Annotated in this window: 17 protein-coding genes; all 17 read right to left on the reverse strand. The window is 56.1% G+C overall.

The annotated features are described in order from the left end of the window. Positions 1-10 precede the first annotated feature (10 nt). The 17 genes from QMY55_RS19700 to QMY55_RS19780 all read right to left on the reverse strand — a co-directional run bounded on the left by QMY55_RS19700 (position 11) and on the right by QMY55_RS19780 (position 13,851). Positions 11-493 (reverse strand): hypothetical protein, encoded by a 483-nt coding sequence (locus QMY55_RS19700; RefSeq protein ID WP_283485806.1) that lies wholly within the window; start codon positions 491-493, stop codon positions 11-13. Then, positions 490-711, reverse strand: coding sequence for a helix-turn-helix transcriptional regulator (locus QMY55_RS19705; RefSeq protein ID WP_034366368.1), 222 nt, complete (start codon positions 709-711; stop codon positions 490-492). The genes QMY55_RS19700 and QMY55_RS19705 overlap by 4 nt, the downstream gene beginning before the upstream one ends. A gap of 195 nt (positions 712-906) precedes the next feature. After that, positions 907-2,406, reverse strand: a complete 1,500-nt coding sequence (locus tag QMY55_RS19710; protein ID WP_283485807.1) for a hypothetical protein — start codon at positions 2,404-2,406, stop codon at positions 907-909. Between the two features lie 71 nt (positions 2,407-2,477). Beyond that, positions 2,478-2,792, reverse strand: a complete 315-nt coding sequence (locus QMY55_RS19715) for a hypothetical protein (RefSeq protein ID WP_283485808.1) — start codon at positions 2,790-2,792, stop codon at positions 2,478-2,480. A 38-nt stretch (positions 2,793-2,830) separates the two neighbouring features. Next, positions 2,831-3,109 carry a hypothetical protein gene (locus QMY55_RS19720; protein WP_283485809.1) on the reverse strand — a complete coding sequence of 93 codons (279 nt, stop codon included), beginning with the start codon at positions 3,107-3,109 and terminating at the stop codon, positions 2,831-2,833. After that, on the reverse strand, positions 3,106-3,384 hold the full coding sequence (locus tag QMY55_RS19725) for a hypothetical protein (RefSeq protein WP_283485810.1): 279 nt from the start codon (positions 3,382-3,384) through the stop codon (positions 3,106-3,108). The genes QMY55_RS19720 and QMY55_RS19725 overlap by 4 nt, the downstream gene beginning before the upstream one ends. A 3-nt stretch (positions 3,385-3,387) precedes the next feature. Further along, positions 3,388-3,624: a hypothetical protein gene (locus QMY55_RS19730; protein ID WP_283485811.1), complete on the reverse strand. Its 237-nt coding sequence runs from the start codon at positions 3,622-3,624 to the stop codon at positions 3,388-3,390. Between the two features lie 314 nt (positions 3,625-3,938). Beyond that, positions 3,939-4,571 carry a RipA family octameric membrane protein gene (locus QMY55_RS19735; RefSeq protein ID WP_283485812.1) on the reverse strand — a complete coding sequence of 211 codons (633 nt, stop codon included), beginning with the start codon at positions 4,569-4,571 and terminating at the stop codon, positions 3,939-3,941. A 28-nt stretch (positions 4,572-4,599) separates the two neighbouring features. Then, on the reverse strand, positions 4,600-5,268 hold the full coding sequence (locus tag QMY55_RS19740) for a hypothetical protein (RefSeq protein WP_283485813.1): 669 nt from the start codon (positions 5,266-5,268) through the stop codon (positions 4,600-4,602). A gap of 59 nt (positions 5,269-5,327) precedes the next feature. Then, positions 5,328-6,008 carry a hypothetical protein gene (locus QMY55_RS19745; RefSeq protein ID WP_283485814.1) on the reverse strand — a complete coding sequence of 227 codons (681 nt, stop codon included), beginning with the start codon at positions 6,006-6,008 and terminating at the stop codon, positions 5,328-5,330. Between the two features lie 119 nt (positions 6,009-6,127). Then, on the reverse strand, positions 6,128-6,688 hold the full coding sequence (locus QMY55_RS19750; protein WP_283485815.1) for a tyrosine-type recombinase/integrase: 561 nt from the start codon (positions 6,686-6,688) through the stop codon (positions 6,128-6,130). 554 nt (positions 6,689-7,242) lie between these two features. Continuing rightward, the gene (locus QMY55_RS19755) at positions 7,243-8,448 is read right to left on the reverse strand and encodes a tyrosine-type recombinase/integrase (RefSeq protein WP_283485816.1); all 1,206 of its coding nucleotides are present in this window, start codon (positions 8,446-8,448) and stop codon (positions 7,243-7,245) included. Positions 8,449-8,640: 192 nt separating this feature from the next. Further along, on the reverse strand, positions 8,641-9,663 hold the full coding sequence (locus QMY55_RS19760) for a sensor domain-containing diguanylate cyclase (protein ID WP_283485817.1): 1,023 nt from the start codon (positions 9,661-9,663) through the stop codon (positions 8,641-8,643). Positions 9,664-9,802: 139 nt separating this feature from the next. After that, the gene (locus QMY55_RS19765; RefSeq protein ID WP_283485818.1) at positions 9,803-11,206 is read right to left on the reverse strand and encodes an ATP-binding protein; all 1,404 of its coding nucleotides are present in this window, start codon (positions 11,204-11,206) and stop codon (positions 9,803-9,805) included. Further along, positions 11,203-11,862 carry a response regulator gene (locus QMY55_RS19770; protein WP_283485819.1) on the reverse strand — a complete coding sequence of 220 codons (660 nt, stop codon included), beginning with the start codon at positions 11,860-11,862 and terminating at the stop codon, positions 11,203-11,205. The genes QMY55_RS19765 and QMY55_RS19770 overlap by 4 nt, the downstream gene beginning before the upstream one ends. Before the next feature lie 35 nt (positions 11,863-11,897). Then, complete coding sequence (locus tag QMY55_RS19775) at positions 11,898-12,302, reverse strand: hypothetical protein (RefSeq protein WP_283485820.1); 405 nt, start codon at positions 12,300-12,302, stop codon at positions 11,898-11,900. A gap of 40 nt (positions 12,303-12,342) precedes the next feature. Further along, positions 12,343-13,851, reverse strand: coding sequence for a phosphatase domain-containing protein (locus QMY55_RS19780; RefSeq protein ID WP_283485821.1), 1,509 nt, complete (start codon positions 13,849-13,851; stop codon positions 12,343-12,345). Positions 13,852-13,976 lie beyond the last annotated feature (125 nt).

The following is a 13,976-nucleotide window of genomic DNA, read 5'->3' on the forward strand; positions in this document are numbered from 1 at the left end:
AGACATTCAATTACGGACGCCAGGCCAAAGGCCGCAGCAACTCCAATTCCGCAGCCTGCGCATAACGCACGCTGTCGCACAACACCCCAGCCTCTATCTGCTTTCGGTGCAGCACTTCCATCAAAAGCAGCAGACGCTCAACACACTCAGCAGGCAGAGCCTTCAACGCCTTGAACACATCGCCCAACTGGCGCTCAGCATCAGCACTGGCCATCAAAAATTTCATGGTCCGATCAGCAATCAGGCCACCTACATCACCAGGCGCAACATCAGCCCGCCCAAAGTGCGGCTTGAACAGTTCCACGTTTTGGTACTCCATCCAAACTTGCAGAATCTCGGCGCGCTCATCCTTTGTCATCGCACCCGTTCTGACGTTGGCACCAGTCACCACACGCTTGTATTTCTCAGCAAGTTGCAAGCGGTAAGCCATAGATGGCGAGACAGGCAGCTCAGGCACTGCATAGACGGGTTCATTCGCTGCGTGCGACTTCATGCTTGGGCACCTCCAATACGCTCCTGCACCCAGGTCAACACAGCCGACTCAGGCCAGGCAACCATGCGGCTGGTGACGTACACGCAGCGGGGAAATTTGCCCTCCTTCATCAGCTTGTAGATGGTGCTTTTCTTGCACCCCGTAGCAGCCTCCACATCAGCCAGGCGCAACAGGCGATCACGGGGAACTACAGGACGGGCGGAATGAACTACTTGCATCACAAACCTTTCAACGCCATCAACGCCAGCACACCAACACGGAGCACCTTGAACGCAGACAAACATTGAGGGAAAGTTTTCACGGCATGAGGTACGGCAGTCGCCCGGCAGCAGTCCAGCAAAGGCCGTATAGAGCACGGTGAACGCTCGCGAACAACCAGACCTGCAGGGCGTTGCCGGACAAACAGAAGGGCATCAGGAGGCCTTCACACCACGGGGCCTCATGGCATCCCAAGGTGTTGCAGGGGCTTGCAGCTTTTCTCCCGTCGCTTGGTTGAAGTCGTGCTTTTTCAGCAGCTCACCTACCGTAGAGCGTACTGACCCAAGCTCACCCGCTAAGCGGCCCAATGCACCGCGCCCCCGGCCTGCCTGATGCTCTTCATGCAATCGAGCCGCCAGAATTTCCACATGCCCAGGCAACCATACAGGGCGCTTCTGAGCAGCCAGGCTGACGAACTGCAATCGATACCGCACCAGGGAATGCCAATCGGTCACGTCCTGCACTTCAATCACCGCCACAGCTGCTGGCGCTGCCTGCGTGCCAGCCACAGCATCCGGCAGCGCCACAGCAGCCGCAGCACGACCCCAGCCCCACAAGGTGAAAGCAATGGGAATGGGCACTGCCAAGCGCTCCAGCAGTCGCATCATCTCTTGGCGCTCTTCACTAAGCATACTGGCCGGTGCAGGGACAGACGATGCATAGGGATCGGCATTCACTCTTGCCCGGTGATTGAGATTGGCCGACTTCACGCGAGCCAGATACCAGTCACGGTCGGCATCAGGATCAGCGCTCACGCCCGGCCATGCGTACTCCCACATACGGACAATGACGCCTATCACGTCCTGAGCACCGCATTCAGACGTGACGCACTCGGGGTACTCAAAAGTGGAGTCAGGCTCACGCAGGTACTGCCAAAAATCTACTGTCTCAGGCGATGGCCCAAAGTGGCGAATCAAGCGCTGGGCATAGCCCTTTCCATTGAGGACGAACAATTGCCAGCCCCAGGGATCGGCCTCGTTTTGGTACAGCGCGCCAAACAACCGCCGACTCACCTCATCGCGGGGGTATTCATTAGCCATCCATGCTGCCACTTCCACCAAGCGCACCAGTCGGCACTCATCGCCAGGGCCGTGCCGCAGCAGTCCATTGGGCGCATTGGGCATCCAGCCCTCCAGTGGCCCAACATCCCATTGAACCTCACTCATTGACAACGGCCACATGGGGCGCAGCGTCTGCATCTGTCCATAACCCCACACCTTGCACGCCGCCCACAAGGGCACGGCCAGGCAGTCCAGACCTGCAGCCTCATAGACACTGCAGGCAGGTTCGCTGCCCCAGTAACGGCGCATGGCCTCTATAGCACCGGAATGGCCTGCACGCTGCGCACTTCTGCCAGAACTCCCGCCAACACCAACAGAGTCAAAGCTGGTGCGATTCGTGACAACCATGGCCAGGCCTTGCTGCTGCACCATGTACAGGACCAGCGCAGCATCAGCCTCAAGATCGGCACATACGACCTTCACGACCTCGCTGCACGGCAAGCTATCGCGCTCCATCAAAAAGCGCACCACAGCATCCAGCCTGGCCAGCAAACCGCCATCCGCAGCACCGGACTCATCCCGGCGCAATGTGCCCTCGCGGGTATCAGCCACCCAACCCACAGGTGGAACCACCTTTGGGCGCAGAGATTTCATGATTTCCATATCCGCACACTCATATCAAAAACGCCAGCCTGTGCACACGTCTGCACAGTGCTGGCGCTGGTTTACCGACTGGCAACGCGTGAATGCAGATGCGTCGCCATGTCACTCACAAGCCGCAACCCATTGAGCAAACTTACCTGGTTGGAAAGAAAAAACATCAGGCGCGGCAAATCATCTGTATCTCGAAAACTCCCTGAGTCAGCATCTGCAGCGACCAGGCAGCCGATCCCCTCTGTCAGATCCTCAAGCTGCATTGCGAGCGTGCCCGCAAACTCAGACACATTGCGCCCAAGCCAAGTCAGCTCTTTCTGGGTCAAGTGAGGTGCAGCACGTACCAGAAGCAAATCCAGCAGGACTCGCAAACTGAACGGAGACATTTGTTCAGCCTCTGGGGCTGGTGCTTTCGCTCTCTCTGTCATACCGCACCGCCTTTCACAGCAGCGCTAGTACTAGACGATTGAGCATCAGCACAAGCCAACAACTCAGCCGCCAAAGCTCGCGCCTGCTCGGGCGTGAACGCCATAAAGGTCTGATGAGAGACAAGATCGGTAGAGCAGGACAAGCCCAGCTCTACCAGGCCGGTATGCCTGGCCGCATTGATGGCCAGATAGCGCCCATCGGGCAGCGTGGCATCTGAGCTGAGCACGCAGCGTGAATGCACATCCATGCGGCGGGTGAAGTTGGCTTTACTCATGCTGCACCCCCAGCCTTTTCAAAGCCTTGTCCGCAATGCCAAAGGCCCATGCCGCCAATGATTCCACCGCCCGACGCTTCATCAGCCAGGCAGCCCACACCCTGCGCCAACGCCTGTGCAGCATCGACCAGGCGGCAGCGTTCCCAATCGTCCTCACAGGTCTGCGCAACCAGCAGCAAACCATTGAGTGCAACCATCTGGGTTGCAATGCTCTGCATGAGCATCTGCAGTTGCACCAGGCTGTAGCCATCACGGCCATTGTTTTGCGTTGCCATGGCTCAGCCCTCCATGCTCAAGGACAAGCCACGCAGCGCGGCCAGGGCCTGCGCAGCCTTGCGGCGCGCACCGGGCACATTGGCCGCCGGCTGGCGCAGGTAGAACACGGCCATGCTCAGCGCGTTATGCGCATCGGCGTGCAACTGGATGGGGTCAGGGGTGTTGCCCGTGCTGGGCAAAGACAGGCATGCAGCACCAGAAGGCTGGGTGCTGGCCAGGGGGTGAGATACGGTGTTCATGGTTCCGTGCTCCTTTGAGAGACTAAAACCACCGCCCTCGCGTTTTCAAGCACAAGAGAGGTGGACGGGATGTTGAAAACACGTTCAAAGCCGTGCGGGCATCCTTACGGGTAGCCCCATCCCGTCCATAACCGTGTGGATGTGCGGGCGCTATGCCCACTTTTCCAGTGTTCAGACGTGACTAAACCTCGCTATCGGGGAGGTTGCACCGCTTTGAATTTGGTGTTTTCAAGCACCGGCCCCGGGACAGGGGGCTGGGATGGATTGTGCCACGTTTACAGAGAAATCCGCGAAATCAACCGATGAGCTTAGTTTCAAACAAATCCTGTAATAAAGGATGGAATAGATAATGGTGGATACTCTCTCAACGTGCATATTACCAATAATAACCACGTAATGGTAAGAGCAATAGCAACATATATCGGAACTCTACTGACAGAATATTTTTTCAAAATTAATTTATTCGTAATGAAATATCTTCCAGAATCTAGATTGCTTGCAACCATTTGCTTATATCTATTCTCATCTTTGTGAAAAAGCTGAATTAATAGACTTCTATTTACAGAGCTTTTCATGAGATATTTTATTAGATTTTTCTCCAGATCATGAAGCGCTGCCTCCCAATATTCTTGCCAGAATTTAGCCCCTGAGGCCATTTGCATTTGATAAAAGGATACGAATAGGCCTACTATGCAGACCATAAAGCTAACAACTGGCTTTTGGTGCGCCGATTGGATCATCCCTGCAAACAACACCCCTTGAAATATCATAAAAAAATTATTACGCTGCACTAGCATTGATATTTCAAAATTCCTTGTTTCCAATGCAGTTTTAAACAAAGATTTAAGCGCCTCTAAATCTTGATTTTCTGCGGAAAATTCATTTTTATTTAATCCATTATCTAAACCAGGCTGCCTACCTGGAAAGTCATTATTTTTTCTCATCATATGTATTTCTATTAAAATTTAATATTTATCATTCTTCTGATTTATTTTCAGAAATTTCTTTAGCGCCACTACCAACCTCTTTCTTTAAATATTTTTCTGAGTTATCAATATTTATTGTTCTTTTTCGATAATTGAAGGTACCTATATTTCCACTCAAATATGATTTGAGCATTTCAATTTTCAAAAAGGTTCTATTCTCCAGCAGTTCTTTCTCTGATATATTAATATTGTTGGCTGATGCTGTAGCAACATCCTTGGCAATAATTCCTATCTTTGAAAAATCCAATCTCTCTGAATATATATTAGTGATTCGTCCAAAAAGAAAAATAGCTAAAGAGTAGCAAACACCTAGAATCGACGTACAAACGACAAGATAAGGAATACGAGTAACAAAGATAGTGAGTAGATCTAACTTTGGCTCTTGGGAATACTTGACGGATAGGTCTACCGCACCACTTAGGAGCTGCCATGTTAAAATCAAAATTACTGCAAGCGGTATAACACTTAAACAAAGAAAAACTCTGGCTTGTTTTGCGCCATGGTCTGAAAAAGATGAAAACTCCTCAGAAAAAAGATTAACATTGCTTGTTAAATCTTTCAGTTTTCTCTCACCTACTGCTGTTTCTTCCGCTATTAATTTCAGACGCTTTTCGCCAGCAGATATTTCTCCATCTATTTTTCTAGCATTAGCCTCCATGCTAGTTATCTGATTTTTTAGCGCATCTCTTTTCTTGTCTGCTTCGGAATAATCTTTTTTTAACTCATTAAAATCTTTCTGCCATTCAGAATAATTTTTTTTATTTCTAATATTTTTTCTTCTAGATGCTCTACTTCTTGATTTTTTCTATCCTCTAAATTTTGAGCTTCTCTCTCCTTTTTTTCCGCTGCCAGCTCTCTGCTTTCTAAACTCTCATTCTTTGACTTAATAAAATCCAATGACTCTTTTTTTAATGATGTTATCCTTTTTATTGATTCATTAATCTCATAAAAATCCTTAACAAAATATCCAGTGATAATTATATTTTTTATTTCAATAGTTTTCCTTCTGATTTTTTCATAAAGATCCGGATGCAACTTTATTGAAATCCCCGTAGTGATTCTACTTATTTTTAAAATTGCTTTTGCTGGATATGGATCAAGAGTCTGCCTAGAAGTAATTTCTTTATTATTAATTTGATCCATAACTGAAATATCAATATACGATCCAAAAATTGATTTTTCAAGAACTATTTCAAACTTCTCTACATACGCTGGCTCATTAAAATATATATGATAATCATCACCGGCCCGTACTGTAAATGGTTTACTTCCATCATTTAAGCATCTGGAAATAGCTCCAGAAGAAGCATTTATGAAGTCTGCTTTGAATTGAGTAGGCTCATAGTATTTCTCTTCCTCAATATCAGCTATTGAGGAATTAATTTTTTCATATTTCATTTAATCTCACAATATATATTTATCTAATAAATTATTATTAGATAAAATTCATCTTCAATCCATCGTTCCCACTTTGCTCCCTTCCTGTTCTCACTACGTTTCCATATATTTTGATAGCATCAAATGATTTCTACGTAAGCGTTTCCGGCATTTCCACTGCGTTTGCTCCCACGTTCCCACGGTTTTTGCAGAAATAGTCCCGAAGCAAATTGCGTTGTAACAAAGTGACACTTCTTGATTGGCAAGCACAAAAAAGCCGCCTCAACGGCGGCTGCTGGTCTGTCTCTTGTGCCTGAAGCGGCTAGCCCCTTACCTGCTGGGGCATGACCAGGGACTGCCCCGTCCTGCGGGCATCCAGATAATCTGGCCCAGCACTGCATGAGCTGGGTGCGCTCGGTGCGGCGGTAGCCAGCCCGCACCTTGTTGCGCTCTTTGTGGGCCAGTTGCCGCTCGATCACATCGGGGCGCCAGCCTGCCTCGTTGGCCACGGTCGCGAACAAGGCCCGAAAGCCGTGGGCCGTAGCCAGGTACTTGTAGCCCATGCGGGCCATGACCGAGTTGAAGGTGTTCTCGCTCAGCGGTTTGGTGCTGTAGAACGGGCTGGGAAAGACCAGCTCCAGCCGTTCAGAGATAGGCCGCATCTGCTGCAGCACGGCCACGGCCTGCCGCGACAAGGCCATTCAGTACGGATCGCTTTAAGCCTCAATCAACCCGCCGCCAGAATGCGGGCACCAGGGAAATGCCTTTCGCGTGCATTTCCCGCACTGTCCACTCACATGCACCGCCGTGCAGCCAGGTACAGGTGCTCGCCCCTGGCCCAAGCCCCACAGCCCAGGCTTTGCCGCGCCTTTTCTGGAGCCATGCACGTCACCCAAAAGCTAGATGCAGCACAAGCAGGCAAGAGGCTAAAAACAAAAAGGAAAGAGTAAATATTTCATATAAAGAAAAACTCTTCTTTATGTCCCCAACTTGACCCCACTTTGACCCCAAAATGTCCCCAAATTATTTGATAGCGCCGAATCCTTTATTCATCAGTGTTTCAAAGCCATAGCCCTTTCAGAAAAAGCCGTGTCCCCATGCCCCTACGAAAAATCATCTCCTACGCGAGTTGGTTTGCCATCGAGGCCGTGCCGCTGCCTGGCTTGCGGGCACAAAAAAGCCGCCTCTGTGGGCGGCTGCTGGACTGGGCGCAGGCGTATGGCTGGCACTGCTGGCCGGGTCTGGCCTGGCTAAGCTACCCGGCGCGCTGGCGCAGGTGCAGCACCTTGCCGGATTTGCAGCCCTCCAGGTAATCAGCCCACCACTGCAGCAGCTTGGTGCGCTCGGCCATGTAGGTGCTGCGGTGATATGCGGCCCGCACTTCGTTGCGTTCCTTGTGGGCCAGCTGGCGCTCAATCACATCAGGCCGCCATCCGGTTTCATTGGCCACGGTGGAGAACAGCGCCCGAAAGCCGTGGGCCGTGGCCAGGTTCTTGTAGCCCATGCGAGCCATGGCCGAGTTGAAGGTGTTCTCGCTCAGCGGCTTGCTGGGATAGAAGGGACTGGGAAAGACCAGCTCACGCCCACCGCTCAGGGCCTGCATGGACTGCAGCAGCTCCAGGGCCTGGCTGGACAAGGGGATGCGGTGCTCTTGCCGCATCTTCATGCGCTCGGCGGGGATGGTCCACATGGCGGCATCCATGTCCACTTCATCCCAGCGCGCGCCGCGCACCTCGCCGGGGCGCGTGGCAGTCAGCATCAGCAAGCGCAGGGCATGCACGGTGTGGGGGTCACCGTCGTATGCATCCAGTTGCGCCAGGAAGGCGGGCAGCTCTTTCGCATCGAGCGCGGCGCGGTGCTGCACTTCACGCGGCTTGAGGATTTCGGCGGGCATCAAGTCCAGCATGGGATTGCTGTCCAAGCGGCCATGGATGACGGCCCAGCGGAATATGGCCTTGACCCGCTGCAGCACGCGCCCGGCCTGCTCGCCCGCACCGCGCGCCTCGACCGCCTTCACGGCATTCATTACCTCCAGCGGCTTGATGCTGGCCAGCGGGCGCGCGCCCAGCGCCTTGAGCACGTTGGTCTCCAGTGATACATGGATGCGCTCTCGCGTCAGCGGCTCCCATCTGGCCGACTGGTGCTCCATCCATTCCAGGGCCACGGCCCGAAAGGTGTTGACAGACTCATGGACGGCTTTGGACTTGGCGGCCTTGCGCTGCTCGGCAGGGTCATCTCCCGACTGGATGGCCTGGCGCGCCTGGCTGGCCATTTCTCGCGCATCCTTCAGGCTCACTGCTGGGTATACGCCCAGCGCCAGCAGCTTTTCCTTACCTGCAATCCGGTACTTCAAGCGCCAGTAACGGCCACCGGCAGCAGTCAAATCCAAAAACAAGCCCGCGCCATCAAAATATTTGCCTGGCTCAGACAAGGTGCGCAGCTTGGCGTCGGTCAGCTTCATGGGGGGTATCCTCGACAGTCTGGGGGTACATTTGGGGGTACATTTCTAAATCACACCCAGACTATCAAGCATTCATGCGGGTTTCAAGCCTAAGTGTGAGTTCTGTCGGGACCAAATTCAAGGCCGCGAAGGTGCATAACCTTCCGGCCTTTTTCTATTGGCAGACGCTTTTAGCGGCCAAGTGCAGAACCATCACTCCGACACTGATTTCCTCTGCCGCGCAACCTTGACTCGGTACATGGATGCATCGGCTTTCTGCAAGGCGTCATCGACGTCGGTGTCATCGGGAACAAGGCAGACCATGCCGACGCTGGCGCCGCCATAACTGATCTTGCGGCCGTCCAACAGCTCGAACTCCAGCACAGAGGCCGCGGACAGGCGCTGCTGGATGTCCTTGACCACAGCATCGCCATCGCTTTGCAGCGGTGGGCCGATGCCGACCATGACAAATTCGTCACCGCCAAACCGGGCCAAAATGTCGCTGCTGCGCATGGCACTGCCAAGCTGCTCGGCCATGGTGCGCATCAGCGCATCTCCAGCCTCATGGCCGTACCGGTCGTTGATCTGTTTGAAATGATCCAGGTCGATAAAGCCGACCAGCACCCATTCCTGGGTGCGCCGGCAATGGGCAATGACGCGGTTGAGCTCATCGGTCATGCAGCGGCGGTTGGGCAAACCGGTCAGCGTATCCAGCATCGCCAGCGAGATCAGCTCCCGATTGGCACGCTGCAGGGAGTTGACCAGTTGCTCACGCTCGGCAAAACCCGCGATGATTTTGGCAAACAGGCGCAGCACATCTTCAGCTTCTTGCTCCAGCGTGACGGATCGGTCACTGGTGGCGCACAGGGTGCCATAGAGCTGGCCGCTGGCAAAGCGCACCGGCGTGCTGATATAGGTTTGTATGCCCAGCGCACGCGCAGCCTCGGAATCACCCCAGCATTCCCCGACATTGTTGGTATAGGTTCGACCTTCGTCGAGGGCACGCTTACATAGCGTATCGCCCCATGGCACTTCCAGACCTTCCGGTATGACCATGCTGCCGGTATTGAGCGCATGGATGACGTTTTGCACACCGCGCTCTTCGTCCACGCTGGTGAGGTAGGCAGAGTCCAGTGCGGTAACTTCCACCATGATTTCCAGCAAGGGCTTGATGAGGGCCGGCATGGTCTGTGAGCTGTTCACAGTCTGAGAGAGTCGCTGAACAATCGATGGCATATGCATGCAGTCTCCGTACGTTGCTCAATCAAAGGCTTGAGCCAAGTTTAAGCAAGGATGTCCAAGGCAGTTGCAGTTCATGGCAGCAAGCATGAATTTGATGCATTTTTGCCACCTTTCGCTTTTTAGATCAGCACTTTCAGCTATCTTTTTTGATAGTTCCAATTGATAGATGCGGCCAGATGACGCGCACTCGAAGCCCTCCCAGCTGGGGCGAGGTATCCAGCTCCAGCTGCGCGCCATTGCGCTCTGCGACGGCCTGCACTATCGCCAGGCCCAGGCCGCTGCCGCCCGCCATGCTGCCCGCGCCCTGCCCGCGCACAAAGCGCTGCAGCACGCGCGGGCGCTCTGCTGCAGCAATGCCTGGGCCGGAGTCCTCGACCACCAGCGCGCGGCCGTGCTCATCCTGCAGCCAGCCCACATCCACCCTGCCGCCCTCAGGCACATACTTGATGGCGTTATCCAGCAGATTGCGCAGCATCATGGACAGCGCCTGGGCATCCGCCTGCACGCAGAAGCTGGCCTGCTGCCCAGGGTCTTCGCTGAGCCCCATGTCCAGACCTTTGGCCTGAGCCGCCTCTGCGGTGTCGGCCAGCACCTGTTCTGCCAGCTCGCGCAGATCCACGAGGGCGGCGGTACTCAGTGCCTGCGCGGCGGCACCAGCCTCCTGCCGAGCCAGGGCCAGCAACTGCTCCACCAGTCGCCTGGCGCGCTCTATGCCTGCGGCCAGATCGTCTTGCGCTGCCTGGCGTGTGGCGTCGTCCGGGGCTTTGCGCAGCAGCTGCAGCTGCAGGGTTAGCGCCGCCAGCGGAGAGCGCAGCTCATGCGCGGCATCTGCGACGAAATGCTGCTGCGCCTCAAAGGCTTGTTGCACACGTTGCAGCAGGCTGTTGAGTTCATGGACCAGGGGACGGATTTCATCGGGCAGCCCCTGAACGTTGACGGCCGCCAGATCCTGCGGCTGGCGCAGAGCCAGCTCGGTACGCACGCGCTGCACCGGCAGCAGAGAGCGCCGCACCACCCACCACACGGCCAGCGCCAGCAAGGGCAGCAAGACCACGACGGGCAGCAGGCTGCGCAAGGCGGCCTCGCGGGCCAGCGCCCGGCGCACGCGCATGTCCTGCGCAATCTGTATGACCTGGGAGCGCGTTTGCAGGGAGAACACACGGTAGGTAGTACCGCGCGCAGACACATCGGCAAAGCCCAGTACGGCCATCTGCGGCAGTGCCGCCCCCAGGGCGGATTCAAAAATGCGCAAACCCTCGTTGGTCCAGACCTGCACGATGAATTCATCATTTTCATCTTCGGCCGGCGTGCCTTGAGGCCGCCCTTTGGCATCGACAGGCAGGCCAGCGCGCAACGCAAATGCCGTTTGCTGCATCTGGTAGTCAAACAAGGTGTCTGTCTGTTCCAGCGCATTGCGATAGGCCAAGGCACCCTGCAACACGGCCAGCAGACCAATCGCCAGACCGATGAACAACAGAAGCCTGGCCCCCAGCGAACCGGGCAATCGCAACCAGCGAGGAAAGACAGCGCGGTTCATGCTTTGGGCACCATATAGCCGACACCGCGCACATTGAGCACGGCACCGCTACCCAGCTTTTTGCGCAAGCCGTGGATATAGACCTCCACCGCATTGCTGCTGACCTCGTCGCCCCAGCCATAGAGCTTGTCTTCCAGTTGCTGGCGCGACAGCGTGCTGCCAGGTCTGGCCAGCAAAGCCTGCAGCACCGCCCATTCCCGGCCCGATAACTGCACAGGCTGGCCATTCACACTGGCTTCATGCGTTCTGGGGTTCAGCACCACTGCACCATGCTCGTAGACCGATTCCAGGTGAGCGGCTGCACGGCGTGTGAGAGCACGGATGCGAGCCAGCAACTCATCCATGTCATAGGGTTTGACCACATAGTCGTCTGCCCCGGCATCCAGCCCTGCGATGCGGTCACGCACGGCATCGCGGGCCGTGGCCACCAGCACCGGCGTGGCATCGCGACGTGCGCGTAGCTGACGCAACACCTGCAGGCCGTCGAGTTGCGGCAGGCCCAGATCCAGCAACACCAGATCGTAGTGATGACCGCGCAGGGCGGCATCGGCCTGAGCGCCATCCTGAACCCAGTCCACCACATAGCCATCGCCACGCAGCAGGCCCTGCACGGCCTGGCCGATCATGGTGTCATCTTCAACGAGCAGAATTCGCATGTGGACAGGATAGCGCCCCCTGAGCGGCTGCGCCGTTAAACCGCCGCCTCAATCCCCGGCATCGCCATGCGCGCCTTGGTCAACGCCATGCCCAGATTGGCCGTGCGACGGCAGACAAAAACCGCCACATAGTCCGTCACGGCCTTGCTGCGCAGGAACACGTGAATCAGGTTGTCGCTGTTGATGATGATTTCCTGGAAATAGTGGTGACCATCATCGGACATGCCGCGCGAGCGCTTGAACAGGGTCTCGATCATGGAGACATTGGGACCGTTGAACAGGTCGGCCGTGGCAGCGGCCACGAGGTCGATCACCTCGCGTGGATGGGAGTCCACGGTGCGGATAGACAGCAGCATGCCGGAAGCAGCATCCACATAGCCAGCAGCCAGGCATTCGGGCACCGATGCCACGGCCTGGGTCAAGACAGCATCCAAACTCATCAGTTTCTCTCTTTCGTGTTGCGCCACAGGGCGCGTTATCTCACGCCATCTTTTGGAGTAGCGCGTTTTCGTATTCGTGGAGCAAGGCTTCCTGCGCTGCAGACTGCACATATTGCGCATCGATCAATCGCACACGGCGCAGCGCCTCTTCGGCCGTCAGCCCTTCGCGCACCAGCCAGGCCGCCAGCACCGTGCCGGTGCGTCCCAGACCGGCCAGACAGTGCACCGCCAGCACTTCGCCACGGCGCATCGCGGCCGACATGCGGGCCAGCAGCATCTGGATCTGCGCCACTGTCGGTGGCTCATGGTCATAGACGGGCAGATGGAAGTTGCAGAGGCCGTGGCGGGCCAACGCATCCTGCGGAAAATCCTTTTCGGTCAGCGTGATCAGCATGGTCACACCGCAACGGCTCAGGGCCTTGAGGTCGGCATCCATGTCGTGAACCACACCAGGCCACGGCGTGCCTGCCAGGCGTCCTGGCACCAGCCAGGAAAAGCCACTGGGGCCACGGCTGGCGGGTACGGCATCTTCCGCAGCCTCCAGCGGCTGCATCTCCATCAGTACAGCTGCATTGACAGGGCGCGGCTTAAAGACCGGAGCCTGGGCCTGTACGGGGGCAGCCACGGCGCTCTCTGCTTCTACCGTTGCAACAGGCTCGGGCTGCAGAGAAGGCTGAGGCTCAGCCGCGATCACTGCCGGCTCCTGCCTAGCTTCGATGAATTCGGCAATCGCAGCCAGCGCAGCCGCTGGCAGCGGTGGCGGTGGCAGCACGTCGTCCGCCAGCTCATGCACCGGTGTGCCGGGCATGGGCACATGACAACTGCCGGTGCGCACAAACTGCTGGCCTGCAGCGCTGGCCGGACGCTGCATAAATTCGGCCATGGGCCGCGCTTCCTGAATATGGCCCCCTGCCAGCAACAGCATGTGCTGGGCCACGGCCTGGGCATGCTGCTGCTGATGCGTGACCAGCAGAACACTGCTGTGCTGACCAACCTGCTTGATCACATCCAGCAGAAGGAATGCCTCATAGCCATCCAGATCGGCCGTGGGCTCGTCGACCATCAGCACCGCAGGCTTGGCCCAGGCCTCACGCAAGATGGTCACGGCCCGCTGCTGCACGCTGCTCAGCTTCATGGTGGGGCTGTCCAGCTCATGGGCCAGCTCGGCAAAGCCGTAGTTCTGCAGCTGCTCGGTCACCCACTGGCGCCACTGCAAAGGGCTGCGCTGCTCGACTTGACGCGCCATCTCTATCAAAGCATCCAGGGTATTGGCACGCATGAGGCGCGCATGCTGCTGCACCAGCCTTGGGCGGTTATCGCCGTTCAGAGGCTGACCACCACTGAGCACCTGGCCCCAGCTGCGAAAGCGCGGATTGGCGTCGTTCAGTCCCGCCAAGGTGCGCAGCAAAGTGGATTTGCCGGTACCTGCAGGCCCCAGCAATGCAGTGATGCCGGTGGGGGGCAGCACAAAGTCCACCTCCGCCAGAATGACGCGCGGACCATAGGAGGCCCCCAGGCCCGATGCCTGCAGACTGTGTTGCTGATCCAAAAGAGCCTCCCCTCACTGCGCCGTGCGCTGTCTGTCAAGACGTGTTTTGTTGTCGCGCGCCAGAGTCGCCAGTGGACTTTGAAGCCCCAGGCCCAGACCCCTCACTCAGTCGAATAGACGCATTG

The sequence above is a fragment of the Comamonas resistens genome, assembly GCF_030064165.1.
GTDB lineage: Bacteria > Pseudomonadota > Gammaproteobacteria > Burkholderiales > Burkholderiaceae_C > Comamonas > Comamonas resistens.

Excerpts from the sequence above, each read along its gene's own strand:
- QMY55_RS19700 (WP_283485806.1), bottom strand. The coding sequence starts at position 493 with ATGAAGTCGCACGCAGCGAATGAACCCGTCTATGCAGTGCCTGAGCTG.
- QMY55_RS19705 (WP_034366368.1), bottom strand. The coding sequence starts at position 711 with ATGCAAGTAGTTCATTCCGCCCGTCCTGTAGTTCCCCGTGATCGCCTG.
- QMY55_RS19710 (WP_283485807.1), bottom strand. The coding sequence starts at position 2,406 with ATGAAATCTCTGCGCCCAAAGGTGGTTCCACCTGTGGGTTGGGTGGCT.
- QMY55_RS19715 (WP_283485808.1), bottom strand. The coding sequence starts at position 2,792 with ATGTCTCCGTTCAGTTTGCGAGTCCTGCTGGATTTGCTTCTGGTACGT.
- QMY55_RS19720 (WP_283485809.1), bottom strand. The coding sequence starts at position 3,109 with ATGAGTAAAGCCAACTTCACCCGCCGCATGGATGTGCATTCACGCTGC.
- QMY55_RS19725 (WP_283485810.1), bottom strand. The coding sequence starts at position 3,384 with ATGGCAACGCAAAACAATGGCCGTGATGGCTACAGCCTGGTGCAACTG.
- QMY55_RS19730 (WP_283485811.1), bottom strand. The coding sequence starts at position 3,624 with ATGAACACCGTATCTCACCCCCTGGCCAGCACCCAGCCTTCTGGTGCT.
- QMY55_RS19735 (WP_283485812.1), bottom strand. The coding sequence starts at position 4,571 with ATGATGAGAAAAAATAATGACTTTCCAGGTAGGCAGCCTGGTTTAGAT.
- QMY55_RS19740 (WP_283485813.1), bottom strand. The coding sequence starts at position 5,268 with ATGGAGGCTAATGCTAGAAAAATAGATGGAGAAATATCTGCTGGCGAA.
- QMY55_RS19745 (WP_283485814.1), bottom strand. The coding sequence starts at position 6,008 with ATGAAATATGAAAAAATTAATTCCTCAATAGCTGATATTGAGGAAGAG.
- QMY55_RS19750 (WP_283485815.1), bottom strand. The coding sequence starts at position 6,688 with ATGGCCTTGTCGCGGCAGGCCGTGGCCGTGCTGCAGCAGATGCGGCCT.
- QMY55_RS19755 (WP_283485816.1), bottom strand. The coding sequence starts at position 8,448 with ATGAAGCTGACCGACGCCAAGCTGCGCACCTTGTCTGAGCCAGGCAAA.
- QMY55_RS19760 (WP_283485817.1), bottom strand. The coding sequence starts at position 9,663 with ATGCCATCGATTGTTCAGCGACTCTCTCAGACTGTGAACAGCTCACAG.
- QMY55_RS19765 (WP_283485818.1), bottom strand. The coding sequence starts at position 11,206 with ATGAACCGCGCTGTCTTTCCTCGCTGGTTGCGATTGCCCGGTTCGCTG.
- QMY55_RS19770 (WP_283485819.1), bottom strand. The coding sequence starts at position 11,862 with ATGCGAATTCTGCTCGTTGAAGATGACACCATGATCGGCCAGGCCGTG.
- QMY55_RS19775 (WP_283485820.1), bottom strand. The coding sequence starts at position 12,302 with ATGAGTTTGGATGCTGTCTTGACCCAGGCCGTGGCATCGGTGCCCGAA.